The sequence below is a fragment of the Pedobacter sp. GW460-11-11-14-TSB4 genome (genome assembly GCF_059423705.1).
The window spans coordinates 1-15,237 of sequence record NZ_JBWKYI010000037.1; the positions used below are offsets into that span (position 1 = coordinate 1).

General features: G+C 38.2%; 15 protein-coding genes. 9 read left to right on the plus strand and 6 right to left on the minus strand.

The window, feature by feature from the left end:
* Window positions 1-303 precede the first annotated feature (303 nt).
* Window positions 304-903 carry an OmpH/Skp family outer membrane protein gene (locus AC07YT_RS22880; RefSeq protein ID WP_086545170.1) on the plus strand — a complete coding sequence of 200 codons (600 nt, stop codon included), beginning with the start codon at window positions 304-306 and terminating at the stop codon, window positions 901-903.
* Between the two features lie 83 nt (window positions 904-986).
* The gene (locus tag AC07YT_RS22885; protein WP_086545169.1) at window positions 987-1,463 is read left to right on the plus strand and encodes a nucleoside deaminase; all 477 of its coding nucleotides are present in this window, start codon (window positions 987-989) and stop codon (window positions 1,461-1,463) included.
* A gap of 50 nt (window positions 1,464-1,513) precedes the next feature.
* Here the strand turns inward: AC07YT_RS22885 and AC07YT_RS22890 are convergent, their stop codons facing one another.
* Window positions 1,514-3,439: a redoxin domain-containing protein gene (locus AC07YT_RS22890; protein WP_086545168.1), complete on the minus strand. Its 1,926-nt coding sequence runs from the start codon at window positions 3,437-3,439 to the stop codon at window positions 1,514-1,516.
* Between the two features lie 108 nt (window positions 3,440-3,547).
* Between AC07YT_RS22890 and AC07YT_RS22895 the strand changes: the two genes are divergently transcribed.
* Window positions 3,548-4,321, plus strand: coding sequence for an EcsC family protein (locus AC07YT_RS22895; protein WP_086545167.1), 774 nt, complete (start codon window positions 3,548-3,550; stop codon window positions 4,319-4,321).
* 8 nt (window positions 4,322-4,329) lie between these two features.
* Here AC07YT_RS22895 and AC07YT_RS22900 read toward each other — a convergent pair whose 3' ends face one another.
* On the minus strand, window positions 4,330-4,731 hold the full coding sequence (locus tag AC07YT_RS22900) for an RNA-binding S4 domain-containing protein (RefSeq protein WP_029279693.1): 402 nt from the start codon (window positions 4,729-4,731) through the stop codon (window positions 4,330-4,332).
* 204 nt (window positions 4,732-4,935) lie between these two features.
* Between AC07YT_RS22900 and AC07YT_RS22905 the strand changes: the two genes are divergently transcribed.
* Complete coding sequence (locus tag AC07YT_RS22905) at window positions 4,936-5,754, plus strand: 2,3,4,5-tetrahydropyridine-2,6-dicarboxylate N-succinyltransferase (RefSeq protein WP_057932460.1); 819 nt, start codon at window positions 4,936-4,938, stop codon at window positions 5,752-5,754.
* Window positions 5,755-5,833: 79 nt separating this feature from the next.
* The gene (locus tag AC07YT_RS22910) at window positions 5,834-6,943 is read left to right on the plus strand and encodes a glycosyltransferase family 4 protein (RefSeq protein WP_086545165.1); all 1,110 of its coding nucleotides are present in this window, start codon (window positions 5,834-5,836) and stop codon (window positions 6,941-6,943) included.
* Between the two features lie 261 nt (window positions 6,944-7,204).
* Here the strand turns inward: AC07YT_RS22910 and AC07YT_RS22915 are convergent, their stop codons facing one another.
* Together AC07YT_RS22915 and AC07YT_RS22920 are read right to left on the minus strand one after the other, a co-directional pair.
* Window positions 7,205-7,759 (minus strand): DUF4136 domain-containing protein, encoded by a 555-nt coding sequence (locus AC07YT_RS22915; RefSeq protein ID WP_086545164.1) that lies wholly within the window; start codon window positions 7,757-7,759, stop codon window positions 7,205-7,207.
* A gap of 176 nt (window positions 7,760-7,935) precedes the next feature.
* Window positions 7,936-8,487, minus strand: coding sequence for a DUF4136 domain-containing protein (locus tag AC07YT_RS22920; RefSeq protein WP_086545163.1), 552 nt, complete (start codon window positions 8,485-8,487; stop codon window positions 7,936-7,938).
* A gap of 223 nt (window positions 8,488-8,710) precedes the next feature.
* Here AC07YT_RS22920 and AC07YT_RS22925 point away from each other — a divergent pair, with 223 nt between their 5' ends.
* From AC07YT_RS22925 to miaA, 4 genes are all read left to right on the plus strand, one after another.
* On the plus strand, window positions 8,711-9,277 hold the full coding sequence (locus AC07YT_RS22925; RefSeq protein ID WP_086545162.1) for an L-threonylcarbamoyladenylate synthase: 567 nt from the start codon (window positions 8,711-8,713) through the stop codon (window positions 9,275-9,277).
* Between the two features lie 91 nt (window positions 9,278-9,368).
* On the plus strand, window positions 9,369-10,823 hold the full coding sequence (locus AC07YT_RS22930; protein WP_086545161.1) for a CCA tRNA nucleotidyltransferase: 1,455 nt from the start codon (window positions 9,369-9,371) through the stop codon (window positions 10,821-10,823).
* Window positions 10,824-10,922: 99 nt separating this feature from the next.
* Window positions 10,923-11,570, plus strand: coding sequence for an IS1096 element passenger TnpR family protein (locus AC07YT_RS22935; RefSeq protein ID WP_086549250.1), 648 nt, complete (start codon window positions 10,923-10,925; stop codon window positions 11,568-11,570).
* A 72-nt stretch (window positions 11,571-11,642) separates the two neighbouring features.
* Window positions 11,643-12,557 carry a tRNA (adenosine(37)-N6)-dimethylallyltransferase MiaA gene (gene miaA, locus AC07YT_RS22940; protein WP_086545160.1) on the plus strand — a complete coding sequence of 305 codons (915 nt, stop codon included), beginning with the start codon at window positions 11,643-11,645 and terminating at the stop codon, window positions 12,555-12,557.
* Window positions 12,558-12,678: 121 nt separating this feature from the next.
* Here miaA and AC07YT_RS22945 read toward each other — a convergent pair whose 3' ends face one another.
* Both AC07YT_RS22945 and AC07YT_RS22950 read right to left on the minus strand, forming a co-directional pair.
* Window positions 12,679-13,980, minus strand: coding sequence for an SGNH/GDSL hydrolase family protein (locus AC07YT_RS22945; protein WP_086549249.1), 1,302 nt, complete (start codon window positions 13,978-13,980; stop codon window positions 12,679-12,681).
* A gap of 11 nt (window positions 13,981-13,991) precedes the next feature.
* Window positions 13,992-15,215: an OmpP1/FadL family transporter gene (locus AC07YT_RS22950; RefSeq protein ID WP_086545159.1), complete on the minus strand. Its 1,224-nt coding sequence runs from the start codon at window positions 15,213-15,215 to the stop codon at window positions 13,992-13,994.
* Between the last annotated feature and the right edge of the window lie 22 nt (window positions 15,216-15,237).

Here is a 15,237-nt window from a genome sequence, read left to right on the forward strand (position 1 = left end):
TCACCTCTGCTTTTAAGGTTTCCTTTGTCAAATTTAATTCTTTGATAATCTTTCTCAAACCTAAGGGATGGCAGCGGACATGAAATAAAGCGGACAGCGGGACGAACAACCTTTTGAAATACAGGCTTTGCTTTTCAAATCACCGCTACCAGATGACACGCTTAGCCTTATGCGCTTAGCGTTGAGTAAATTAAACGTTTAACGCAAAAACCAATTTGGAGCAACTTGTATTGCGATAGGCCTTTCTTTAAATTGGATATAAAAACTAATTTATATAAGTTTGCTAAAATTTATTAAACAAGAATGGAAAGAAGAACCTTTAAAACCTTTGGTTTACTTGCAACAGCAACTTTGATAACTGCTTTCTCTGCATGCCAGAACAAAGACACTAAAACTACTGAAATTAAAAAAACAGAGGGTACTACTGCCGCGGTTTCTCCAACTGAGAAAATTGTGTACGTAAACTCCGACTCGTTACTTACAAAATATGAATACTTCAAAGATCTTAAAGTGAAATTTGAAGGTAAGACCAAAAATGCTCAGGCAGACATGCAGGCTAAAGGTCAGGCTTTTCAAAGAGAGGTGGCGCAATACCAGCAATCGGCACAAACTTTATCGGCCGATCAACGTAAAAGCACTGAAGAGCGTTTAGCACGTAAACAACAAGAACTACAAACTTACCAACAAAATGCTGGTGGTGCTTTACAAAATGAGCAAGCTGCTGAGAATGAAAAACTTTATGATAAAGTAGCCGATTACTTAAAAGGTTACGCGAAGGAAAAAGGCTATAAAATGGTTTTAACTTACTCAAAAGGTAACAGCGCTATTTTATTTGCCGACGAAAGTTTAGATGTTACTTCTGAAGTAATTAAAGGCTTAAACGCTGAATACAGCAAAAAATAAGCAAACAGCGATTAAAATATAGATGCCCCGTATAAATCGGGGCATTTTTTTTGTGCTGTATTTTATAAAAAGATCAGATTAATATGGACAATCAACATCAGAAATATATGCAGATGGCAATTGAGTTATCTGTACAAAATGTGAGTGAAAGCATTGGCGGACCTTTTGGAGCGGTAGTGGTAAAAGATGGAAAGTTGATTGCCAAATCGGCAAATAAGGTCACTTCTACCAACGACCCGACTGCACATGCGGAAGTTTCGGCCATCAGGCTGGCCTGCAACGAGTTAAACACTTTCGATTTGAGTGGCTGCGTAATTTACACCAGCTGCGAGCCTTGCCCCATGTGTTTAGGAGCAATTTATTGGGCAAAAATCGACACCATTTATTATGCTAATACCAAGGCTGACGCCGAACACATTGGTTTTAGTGATAAATTTATTTATGAAGAGTTAGACAAACCCATGGAAAACAGAAGCCTGCCGGTTGTCCAGCTGATGCGCGACGAAGCCCTGGCAGCCTTTAAGCTATGGGAAACCTCACCGATGAGGATAGCGTATTAAAACAGAAAAGGTGCCGATACTCAGCACCTTTTCTGTTTTGAAATTATTATTTATTTACTCGATTCTTTTCCTGCCAATAAGCCGATCATGGAATCTATTTCCTTCACCACACCATCATCAGAACCAGAGAAACCTACCGCTTTAAACCTGATATTACCATCACCATCAATCACAAATTTAGTCGGGATTCCATCCACTTTATAGGCACTTACCACATCAAACTTGGAAGGATCTTTTGCATTTTTGGTATCGTAAAGCACATTAAAATTGTATTTCTTCGCAGCAATAAAGTCAGTCACCACTTTCTCTCTATTTTCTTCTGTTTGCCAGGTATTTACAAACAGGAAAACCACATTTGGATTACTGGCGTATTTGTTCATTGCTTTTTGCATCCCAGGGAAAGAGGATACACAAGGCCCGCACCAAGTGGCCCAATAATCTAAAATCACAATTTTACCTTTCAAACTGGCTAAACTTATGGTTTCGCCTTTCAGGTTAGTTAATGAAAATGCAGGCGCTGGAATATTAATCATTTTTTTTGTCCATTCTGCGCGCTCTTTTTCTAATGCTGCTTTTTCTAAATTGGCAATGTAGGTTTCATAAGTTCCACTTTTCTTTAACTTAGTATAAAGCATTTTAAATTCGTTCTTTAACGAATCGTTGCCATTACCTTCTTTAATCAATTTTTCGGCCTCACTGTAAGCTTTATCATCCTGGCCATTCTTAATTAAATAAGTTACATAACGGGAGGATACATCTGGCGGAACATTAGCGTACAAGGGTATGGCTTTTTCCTGCATAGCCAGCGCTTCTTTAAATTTCCCCTGATGATAAAGCAGCAAGCCATAGGTATCTGCATACATACCATAAGCGCCGTCTAAATATTTAAGGTATTCTTCTTTAGTGTTATAATACTTTGGCATCTCATCACTTCTAGATGCTTCTATCAGTTCGAGTGATTGTTTTGAAAGTTGAGCGGCCAATTCTACATTTTCTTTTTTCTGAGCAGATGGCCAGGCAAAACTATTGTTGTACAGGCTTGCCCGAGACATTTTATCGGTAACTTTTGCAGCGTAAGCCTGAAATTTTTCCAGATCATTAGCTTTTACAGCACTATTGGCTAACATACTATGAATGGAATTCAACCTACCGGCATCTACTTTTTTGGTTTGATCGAGGTTAAACCTGCTAATCATTTCATCGGCCTTTTGTACTTGTGTGGCAAAATCTTTTGTGCTATAAAGCGTATTCATCCCGTCATTCCAGGCATAATTTCCGGTAGGATATTTTTTAAGCACAATAGCTTTAACTGAATCGGCCTGCACTTTTTTCTTTAACAGGGAGTAAAGGCTAATAACAGTACCCAAATCTTCTTCTTTTGGTTCTTTCAGTTTTGACAGGGTCGAAATATTTTCATTGATCAGCTTTGTACCATTGTCTTTATCTGCTTTGTACTCAAGCGACAGGTATTGATTCAGGTTTTTCTTTTTCAACTCAGGTTTTAAGGCAAAAGCTTGTTTATACAATGAAACTGCCTTTTCAGGGTCGATGGTCAGCCCCAAATAGTAATTTCCTGCTAATCCATATAAAAAAGCTTCGTTAAGATAGGCCTCTGCCGGAACTTTACCCGCTTTAGTAAATTCTAAAACATAACCAGCAGGTGCTTCATCTTTTTGATCGCCAACCGAAAAAGCAAGTCCAACCACAGTAACACTATCGGGAGTAGAGATTTCTCCTTTATAAATCCCTCCCTCCTTTGTGAGTTCTATTTTGTTACTTTTAGGATTGGTTTTTGAAAAAAAGGTATAACCAGTACACTTCACATCTGCCAGGTTTTCGAGATTGGTTCCCTTTGGGTCGTATGTAAATTTAACTGTACTTCCTGCTGCAGGTTTGGTAGCAGAAAATTTCACTCCTTGTGCATTTGCTACTCCGGCAGCAAATATGAGCAAGCATAACAATTTTAAGGTTTTCATAATGAAAGGATTAAGTTTTTATTAGGTAACTAAATATATAGTTTATTCTTTATTCTTCAAAGCTGTTTTATGTTAAATTTTAAGGAATAATTATTGTAGTAATTAAGGATGACCTACGAACAAAAAATAAGCAGTGAGCTGAATTTCTGGAAGTTTAAAACTTTGCAAAAACCTTCGCTTTTGAATAAAATGACGAATAAAGTGCAGAAAAAAATAAATAGTTATATTCCCGATAAGGTTCACAATGCCATAACTACTGCGATTAAACAGATGGTTAAGGCTGTGCTTTTTGGATCGACATTTACCACCTCGAAGCCGATTACCGATTTAACCCTGATGCACCGCGAAGCATTAATTAAGCAAAAAATAGAAAACTATAAAAAAACAGGTGCAGCCGAAGGCGGAATTACCGGTGCAGGAGGATTTTTAATGAGCCTGGCTGATTTCCCGCTGTTACTGGGCATAAAAATGAAAATGCTTTTTGATATTGCTGCTGTTTACGGATACGATGTGAAAGATTACAGAGAACGTTTATACATTTTACACATCTTCCAGCTGGCTTTTTCAAGTAAAGAAGAAAGCCAGAATATTTTCATGAAAATGCAGGATTGGGATGATAAAGCACATCAATTACCGACCAATATTGATGAATTTGACTGGCTTACCTTTCAGCAGCAATACCGTGATTATATTGATTTAGCCAAACTTGCACAAATGCTTCCCTTTGTAGGCGCGGCGGTGGGTGCAGTCGCCAATTATAAACTAATCGATAAACTGGGCAAAACGGCAATGATGAGTTACCGGATGAGGTATTTTAGTCTTCAGTCCATAGTCCTAAGTCATGAGTCGACTGACGACTTAAGACTCAAGACTGGGGACTAGTTAACTAACTAATCTTCTTCTTCGAACATACCTCCAATCAGGTCATCCGTTTCCCGTCGGTCTTTTTTTGTTGGGCGGCCAGTACCTCTATCCCGTTTTAGGTTTGGTGCATGAAACATCGATTTAAAAGCATGCGTTTCTTCAACAGGGGTTAAATCTTTGTATTTTGTTAAAGCCGTTGGCGAATCTGTTCTGTTATATGAAAGTTCTACCACTTCGATAATTTTCTTTTCGATCCCTTTCGATACCTGATAAACTTCACCCACTTTCACAATCGCCGAAGGTTTAATATTCTGTCCTTTGAGTTTCACCCTACCCGCTTTACAGGCATCAGTAGCCAGGCTCCGGGTTTTAAACAACCTGATTGCCCATAAATATTTATCGATCCTAAGTTTTTCTGTCTCTGTCATAAAGTTTCAAAAGTAAAGAATTGTTAAATGTTTTATTGCTTTATTGTTAAATCGTTCTCCATATTGCACACCCGTTAAAAGCCAGTAATCTGAACAATCCAACAATTTAACAATCTTTTACACCAGTCTACAACAAAACAATTTAAACAATTAACCATTTAATAAGCAAAAATTGATTTATTTTGCGTAAAATTTAAAAACATCATGTATTCAGATTTAAAGAAATTAATTGAAGCCGCTTGGGAGGATAGAACCCTTTTAAAATACAGCAACTATTGCGAAGCCATTGAAGCCGTTATTATGGGGCTTGATAAGGGTGAAATCCGTGTTGCTGAGCCAGTTTTAAACTCCTGGGGCATTAATGAATGGGTAAAGAAAGCAGTAATTTTATATTTCCCGATTCGCGAGATGAAAGAAATTAAAAGCGGTCCTTTTGTTTACCACGATAAAATGGATTTAAAAACCGATTATAAAGCAACTGGTGTACGTGTTGTGCCTATGGCAAGTGCGCGTTACGGTGCGTTTTTAGCAAAAGGTGTAATCATGATGCCATCATACGTAAACATTGGCGCTTATGTTGATGAAGGTACGATGGTTGATACCTGGGCTACTGTAGGTTCTTGTGCACAAATTGGTAAACGCGTTCACTTAAGTGGTGGCGTAGGTATTGGTGGTGTTTTAGAGCCAGTACAAGCTGCTCCGGTTATTATCGAAGATGACGCTTTCTTAGGATCAAGAGCGATTGTGGTAGAGGGTGTTAAGGTAGAGAGAGAAGCTGTTTTGGGCGCTAACGTAGTATTAACAGCATCAACCAAAATTATTGATGTTACCGGCCCTACGCCAGTAGAATATAAAGGAATTGTTCCTGCACGTTCGGTTGTAATACCAGGAAGTTATACCAAAAAATTCCCTGCCGGCGAATTTCAGGTGCCTTGTGCTTTAATTATTGGTAAACGTAAAGAAAGTACAGATAAGAAAACTTCGCTTAACGATGCGTTAAGAGAAAATAATGTTGCCGTATAAAATGGCTTAAGGCGTAAGGTTTAGGGTGTAAGGTGACATCCCAAACCTTATACCTTATGCCTTTAACCTTATACCTTTAATGAAAATAGGATACGATGGCAAGCGTGCCGCCAATAATTTAACAGGATTAGGTAATTACAGCCGTTCTTTAATTGAGCATCTGGCACATCAGTTTCCTCAACACCAGTACCTGGTTTATGCGCCCAAAGTAAAAGCGGCCAAACAGATCGATGCGTTTTTCGAAAATGATAGCATCGAGCTTAAGCTTCCTAAAAGTGGGCCTTTTTTATGGAGGACTTTAAATATCCTGAAAGATTTAGCCCAGGATGATTGTCAGATTTTTCATGGTTTGAGCCACGAAATTCCATTAGCCATACAACATACACGGATTAAATCAATTGTCACCATTCATGATTTAATTTTCCTTCGTTTCCCGCAATATTATAAATTTATCGACCGGAAATTATACGAGTGGAAAAGCAAATCTGCCTGTAAACGGGCCAATAAGATTATTGCCATCAGTGAAAAAACAAAGGCTGATATCATTGAACTTTACGGGATTAGTCCCGAGAAGATTGATGTAATTTACCAAAGTTGCGATGACAGCTTTAAAACACCTTTCCCGAAAGAAACATTGAGCCGGATCAGGGCAACCTATAAGCTGCCTGAAAAATATATACTGAATGTTGGCACCATTGAAGAACGTAAAAACCTAAAACTGGTTGTGCAGGCCCTAAAAGCGGTCAGCGAAGATTATAAATTGGTGGTGATAGGCAAACAAACGGCTTATTTTAAAACGGTTGAGAAAGAAATAGAAAAACTTGGCCTTAAAAACAGGATCTTATTCCTAAAAAACATCCCCTTTGCCGATTTGCCGGGTATTTATCAAATGGCAAGTGTTTTTGTTTACCCTTCTTTTTACGAAGGTTTTGGCATTCCGATTATCGAAGCTTTATATTCTGGCGTTCCGGTTGTTGCGGCAACAGGTTCATGCCTGGAAGAAGCTGGCGGACCAGATAGTTTATACATCTCACCAAACGATGCCAACGCTTTAGCCACAGCAATCAATCAGATTGTCGAAAACCCTCCACTCCAAAAAGAGATGAAAGAAAAAGGGCTGGAATTTGTTCAAAAATTCAATAGTCCTGTGGTTACAAAGCAATTAATGGATTGCTATTTAGCGCTTTAATTATTTCTACGATTATACCGCAGCAGCCTTCCTAATCTAAACCTGACATTCGCGAAAAGCCCGGAACGAGGCACGAGTGAGGACTTGCAGCATTGGCAGGGCTAAGCACTAATAGTAGCAATGCCCCCTCTTTCAAAATAAAATCCTATGTCTCAAAAAAGCAAAAGAAAAAGGGCTGGAATTTATTTAAAAATTCTACAGCCCTTTCTTTATTCAGCAACTAATAAATTGCTATTCAGATCTTTATAATATACACTAAAATTATTTAGCTGCCGTAACTGTTGGCGGATATTGTGCCAATATTTCTTTTACGCCTGTATACAAACGTTCTTCTCTTTTGTTAAAGCTATCCAGGTTAAAACCAGATCCTTGTCCGTGCCAGAATAAAATCTTTTTAGCAGGGTCTAAGAAATCGATAATAATGGTGCCTTCAATATATTGGTTCACGTAGGTACCGCCGCCCCAGAAAGGATTTCCCCAGCCGCCGCGCCAGCCCCAACCCCAGCCACCATAGTAACCAGGACCATAAACATCCGTTTTTTCGCGGGCAACCACAACCAAATTCACTAACATATCTGGTTTTTCAGATTTAGTAAATCCTTTGGCATTCATTTCTGATTCAACCGCAGCCAATAAACGGCGTTTATCCAGGTTATTTAGCTTAACCCTTGCTATGCCTTTATCATAAAAATTGTAAGTTTTGTAACCGCTTAAATCAACATTTTTGTCATAGTCTGAAGCGGTGCGGAGTGTTGTACATCCTGCTAATGCCAATACCACTGTAAAAAGCATTAATAATTTTTGTGTCGTTCTCATTTGTGCGTTGTTCTTTAAATAACCTGATCTAAATATAACGATTTTGACAATTAAAAAGGAAAATCATTTATATTTTTTACAATCAGATTGTTATATTAAAAACAGCTAGTAATTAATTTAGTTTGGATGCTATATACCTCTAACTAAATATTTTACAATTAGATTAGATCGCTTATTTAATACACTGGTGGATATTGCATTAAAATCTGTTTTACAGCCGAATTTATCCTTAATTCCCGGTTATCGTAATTATCAAAATTAAAGCCTGTACCTACGCCATGCCACATTATGGCTTTTGTCCGGGGATTTAAAAAATCGATAATAATTCTGCCATCTGCAACTTGTTTCCCTGTATCTAATGGTCCAAATTGCGAATCTCTCCATTGATAAGCCAAAGTTGCTGTATCCCATTGGTAACCACCTCCCCTATACCCCCAATCAGACTTGGTTTTAAGGGTACTAAAAACTACAACGTTTACCAAAAAATCGGGTTTATTGGTTTTAGCAAAGCCCATTTTAGTCATCGTTGCATCTACAGCATTTAACATTCGGGGTTTATCAAGGTTATTCAACGCTAAGCTTTCAATCCCACTTTCGTAATAATTATAGGATTTTAACTTTTTAAAGTCGATCTTTTTGTCATAGTCTGATGCCGTATCAAGTATGGCACAGCTGGTAAATGCCATTACAACCGTAAATAGCATACACCATTTGAGTGTTTGTTCCATTTTTTGTGTTTTTATTTAATAACCTATGACTAAAATAATAGTTTATCACCTTAAAACACATAACACTTGTTGAATAAATGATAAAGAATCTGTTACGAGCACTACCATCTTAACCCCTATCAGATATATGGCACCTCAAAGGATTAAAATCTATCAAAAAATTGGGTAAAGTTTTCCTGCAACACATTCCTTATAAACTTCGTAAATAAATTAACTTTGCGACATGTTAAGAGACGAGATTAATAAAGCTTTTGAAGTATTAAAATCAGGAGGCGTTATTCTATATCCAACGGATACCATTTGGGGATTAGGCTGCGATGCAAGCAATCCCGAGGCAGTAGATAAATTACTGAAGATCAAAAACCGCCCTGCTGAAAAGAGTTTAATCGTATTATTGGATGTAGACAGCAAACTGCAAAGTTATGTAGCCGAAATTCCTGATGTGGCTTATGATTTAATCGAATATGCAGAAAATCCCTTAACCATTATTTTCTCAGGGGCAAAAAACTTAGCGCCAAACGTAATCAATGCGGATGGAAGCGTAGGAATCAGAATTGTTAAACACGATTTTTGTACACCATTAATTCAACGCTTCAGAAAACCCATTGTTTCTACTTCTGCAAATTTAAGCGGACAGCCTTCGCCAAAATTCTTTGACGATATCGATGCTGAAATTATCGATGCTGTTGATTATGTAGTTGATTTCGAACAAGAAAACCGAACCAGCAGAAAGCCTTCAACCATTATGAAACTTTCTCCAGGCGGACAATTTGAGTTTATTAGGAAGTAAGTCCCCAACCCCTAAAGGGGCTTTGAATCGCTGATAGTGTTTACCGACCAAATGTTTTGCTTAATTTTGAACAAATGAATTACCCTTATATATGCAGTCTGAATTAAATGAAGGGAACTCCAAGTCCCCTTCAGGGGATTTAGGGGGTCACCTACAAAACCCCATATTTAAAACCTTATCCTCAATAGCCGATAAGCACAATACCGAAGCTTATGTTATTGGAGGCTTTGTTCGTGATTTATTTTTAGATCGCCCTTCAAAAGATATTGATGTGGTGGTTGTGGGTAGTGGAATAACCTATGCAGAAGCGGTAGGCCGGAAACTGAACACTAAAGTTGCTGTTTTTAAAAATTTTGGCACTGCAAATATTAAATATCAGGATTTAGAAGTCGAATTTGTAGGCGCACGGAAAGAATCATACCGTTCCGATTCGCGTAAGCCAATTGTTGAAGATGGCAGCTTAGAAGATGACCAGTTGCGCAGGGATTTCACCATTAATGCTTTAGCCATTAATTTAAATGCTGATCATTTTGGCGAACTGTTAGATCCTTTCGACGGGATCAAAGATTTAGAAAATAAGCTCATCCGTACCCCGCTGGATCCTGAAATTACTTTTTCTGATGATCCGCTGCGTATGATGAGGGCAATCCGCTTTGCTTCACAGCTTAATTTCAACATCGATCCGGCTGCTCTAAATGCCATTAAAACGCAAAAACAGCGCATCAGTATCGTTTCAAAAGAGCGGATTACCGATGAGATGAATAAAATCATCCTCTCTAAAAAACCTTCAGTGGGTTTTAAGCACCTTTTTGATACCGGCTTGTTGCAGCTCATTTTCCCTCAAATGGCACAGCTTTATGGTGTAGAGATTATTAAAGGAAAAGGACATAAAGATAATTTTTACCACACACTGGAAGTACTGGATAACATCTGTGCAGACACCGATGACTTATGGTTGCGCTGGGCCGCTATTTTACACGATATTGCCAAACCTGCTACCAAACGTTTTGAAGAAGGCCACGGCTGGACTTTCCACGGTCATGAAGATAGAGGAGCCAGAATGGTTCCGAAAATATTTGCACAGCTCAAACTGCCTTTAAATGAGAAGATGAAATATGTGCAAAAATTGGTGCAGCTTCATTTACGGCCGATTGTCCTGGCGCAGGAAACGGTAACAGATTCTGCCGTAAGGCGATTACTTTTTGATGCCGGGGAAGAAATTGAAAGTTTGATGTTGCTTTGCAATGCCGATGTAACCACTAAAAACGAATACAAAAAAACGAAATACAGAAACAATTTTGAGCTGGTTAAACAAAAGCTTAAGGATGTAGAAGAACGTGATAAAATTAGAAACTGGCAGCCCCCTATTTCAGGAAATGATATCATGGAAACTTTCGGTCTTGACGCCGGGAAAGAAGTTGGCCTGATTAAAAATGCAATCCGCGAAGCCATTTTGGAGGGCGAGATTACAAACGACTATCAGGAAGCATTTAATTTTATGCTAAATCAGGCAAAACAAATGGGATTAAATCCTGTTAATAAATAATTTAATTGTTGAAACACCACAATTGGGATGTCTTTTATGGCTCCTGATATTTGTGGTAATTATAAATTAACTTTATTTTTACGGTTCCAAAACACTATAATGGCTATTTATAAATTTAGAATTACTTTCGAAGATTTTGATGATGTTGTGAGAGAGATCGACATTAAATCAAACCAAACATTTGAAGACCTGCATAAGGCTATTCACAGATCTACGGGTTATAATGCCGAAAAATCTTCCTCTTTTTATGTAAGCACCGATAATTGGTTAAAAGGAGATGAAATTGCCTATTTACCAAGCGAACGTAAAAAAGACCGTGTAGTTTTAATGGAGAATTCTAAACTGAGTGGTTTTATTGAAGATCCACATCAAAAGTTTTACTACATCTATAATTTCGATCGCCCTTACGATTTTCATGTAGAGCTGGTAAAAATAATTTTAGATGCCGATCCAAATATCGAATATCCTTTTTTAGCGAAAAGCAGTGGCGAGGCCCCAAAAATAATGGAGCAAAACAGTCCACAGGCTGTTGATCCAAGAGGCGCAGTGGCATCGGCAAGTGAATTTGATTTCTTAAATGAAATGAACTTTGTACCGGAAGATACCGACGAATTGGAGGCCATGGGCGAAATGGGCATCAATACCGAAGAGCGGGACGAAGATGAAGAAAGCGAAGAAGACGAATTCGGGGACGAATTTTCGGATAGTGATAACTTCGAAGATGATAGCCATAAAGACGATTATTAATTAGCAACAAAATAATAAGTACAAGAAGCTGCCAAATATTTAAATTTGGCAGCTTTTATTTTATACAGCACTATGCTTCACCCAAAAACCTTAATATCCATTGTTGGCCCTACTGCAATTGGCAAAACAGCCCTGGCTATTCAACTGGCTCAACATTTTGGCACAGAAATTATTTCTGCCGATTCCCGCCAGTTTTTTAAGGAAATGGAAATCGGAACGGCAAAACCAGATATTACCGAATTAGCAGCAGCAAAACATCATTTTATTAATTCACATTCGGTTTCACAACTGTTCAGCACAGGCGATTTTGAAGTAGAAGGTTTAAAAACGATCGATCAAATTTTTAAAGACCACAACCTGGCCATTATGGTTGGCGGTTCGGGTCTATATGTAAATGCCTTAATTAATGGTTTGGATGAGATGCCAGATATTGATTTAGCGATACGTGAAAGACTGAATAAACAATTTGAAGAAGAAGGATTATCCAGTATCCAAAACCAGCTGGCCAAATTAGATCCCGAATACTTCGCAAAGGTAGATCAACAGAATCCGCAGAGAATGATCAGGGGTTTGGAGGTATTTTTATCAACAGGTCAAAAACTTTCATCAATGCTTTCGGCTACAAAAAAAGAAAGACCGTTTAATATCATCAAAATCGGGTTAAATACCGATCGTGCTGTTCTATATGACCGAATTAACCGCAGGGTTGATAAAATGATTGCGGATGGTTTAGTAGATGAAGTAAAATCGCTAATACCTTTTAAAAAATACAATGCCTTAAACACCGTAGGTTATAGTGAACTTTTCGATTACCTGGATGGGCTATCAAGCCTGGATGATGCAATAACTGCGATCAAACAAAATACACGTCGCTTTGCTAAACGTCAACTGACCTGGTTTAGAAGGGATGAAGAAATCAATTGGTTTGAGCCCAATCAAAGCGCAGAAATTATAAACCTTATAGAAGATAAAATAACGGCGAAATAAAAAAAGGTTGTATCATAAATGCGATTTCACTTTAGATGCTGTCATCTTGAGCTTCCCGAAGAATCGGGATGACAATTCTATATTTATGATACAACCTCCGCTTATGCCATTAAAAATCTTATTATTTATCCGGGAACTTTACACCTCTATACTGTGTAATATCAACCGTTGGAATGGTAGAACCATATTTAGCATTAATGGCATCAATAAATACATTCGCAATTACTGCATTTCCACGTGGGGTTAAGTGAATACCATCTAAAGAGAATGCACCACCCGTAATAAATGCAGCATTAATACCAACACCCTGAACGTTAATACCCGTTTTTACCTGATTAAAATAAGTATAGGTATCAGCGATAGCCAAACCTTTGCTTGTAGCTAAAGATTTAATGGTACTGTTGTAGCTATTTACATAATCTTTTACTTTAACTACCTCATCTTTATCCAGTACCCATTTATTTTCGATTGGATTTAAGGGATGTAATCCATAAGGAATACCAGCAACATTTGGTTTTCCAAATATGCCTTCTGATTGGAATGGCAAACGGATTAAATCTTCAGCAGTTGCAGGTCTTACTGCGCCTGCTCCGGTTTGGATGTAAATTGCCGCTGCCGCTGGATTAATTGCCTTAGCGGCATTTAACAAAGCTGCCACGGTAACCGTATTAAAATAAGGAATTGCCGTTACATCAGGAATAGTACCTACTATACCTTTTTGACCACCTACGGTTAAAACATTTAAAAAGTTAGCATATAAAGATGAAAAAGTAACCTTATCTGTTAAAGCTGTTGTTGGGTCGGTAGATACGGTAACCGCACCGTTTAAGGCATAACCCAATACATCATTATTTCCTAACCAAAGGGAGAAAAAAGTATGATTTCTGCCTTGAATAAACTGAAAATAATTGGTTTTACCTACCTGAGCATCGGTTAACAAACGTTCGAAATAAGGGTTTGCAGCACTGAAAGAAAACGTTGGATCGAAAGCCAGATCAACACGCATGCCCGGTATACCTAAGTTTTGAATTTCACCGTTATATTTATCTAAATGCTTCGCTGCATCCCGATAAGCCAATTTATCAACTACCGGCGTTAAGGTTGGTGTTCCGTTAACCAACGCGGTTAAAGAAATATAACTTGAGCCGTTTAAATGTTCTTCACTAAAAAACGGCGAAGTGAAAGCACCACCACCAACAGTAGCCATTTTGGCCGCCAATAAATTAGGATAGGCCACTTTCTGTCCTTCTAAATATAAACCTCCATCGGCAAAGCCAGAGGTTAAGGAATTACCTACTGCAATATATTTGCTAAAATTAGCTTGTCCGGCGGTTGATCCTGCAGGAGTTTCTATTTCTGGTTTACAAGCTGCTGCAAAAAGGATGATAGCAGCAACGAAACTATTCAATATGTATCTTTTCATTTGTAATTCTCCTACCATTTATAAGTTAACGAAATACCTGGTGCATAAACCAAAGTTTTAAAGGTACCATCCAGGCCCGTTTCGATATTCTTTTGTTTACGCGATTTAACATCTTCAAAAAAGAACGATGCATTAACTTCGAAATGGCGGGTAGGTGTATAACCTAAACCAGCACTTAAAATATAACGGTCGGCATCAGGCGCTTCGGGGGTTACGTATCCATCCTGTACCGGAGAAAAGGCATAACCAACACCTGCCCTTAATGCTAATTTCTCTGATGCCTGGTGGTTAATACCTAATTTAAACGAAGAACCATCACGATAATTGCGTGCCGATTTTGTATCAACAAGCGCAGGTGTATTGGTTGCATAATCAAAAGATAAATCCTGATAAATGTGCCATTGTACCCAGCTTGCATCAAATGCTAAAACGGTGCTTTTTGACAAGGGAATACCTACCCCTAAACTGGTTGTTGCTGGTAAAGGCAATTCGGCATTAAATGTATTTCCAGCCGGGAAAGATCCTTCTAATGACTTAGGAACTTCAAATTCTGCTGAGCCACCATCAAGTTTTGTAATGACCTTCGATTTGTGTACCAGTGCAAAAGAGATGTTGCTTAATGTTTTAATGTATAAACCCGCGTTCCATCCGTAACCTGTTCCGGTACCATCTAAGGTTGCTTTTCCCGAACGACCGTCAGGAAAATTTACAGGAATAGCCCTTTGAAGATTTACATCGCCATGGTTATAAACGAAACCTGCCCCTATACCAATACGATCGGTAATTTTTATACTTAAAGTTGGTTGAAAATAGATTGCTTTTAAATTTAGTGAGGTTAAAGCATACTTACCAGACCAATTATCGCCCCAATCTACCAAACCGCCAAAAGGTGTATATACACCTAAGCCAACCTTCCATTTATTCGATTTCGGACCCCAAACCGCATAAAATTCGAAAGGTGGAGCAATTTTGTTCTTCACATCTTCTGTAACGTTCGAACCTGCTTGTTTAAAAGCCGACTTAAATAATAATGGGTTTACACCTGCTGAAACGGAGTTTTTCTCTAAGAAAGTTACTGCACCTGGATTGTAAAATACGGAAGCCTCATCTAAAGCCAATGCAGAACCTGCACCTGCCATACCAATTTGTTTCTGTCCTTGTAAATTAACCTGGAAACCCTGCCCCAAAACCCAAAGTGGGGCAGAAAGTAATGCGCTCAATAAAATTTTTCTCATCTATATATGGTTAAATAACAAA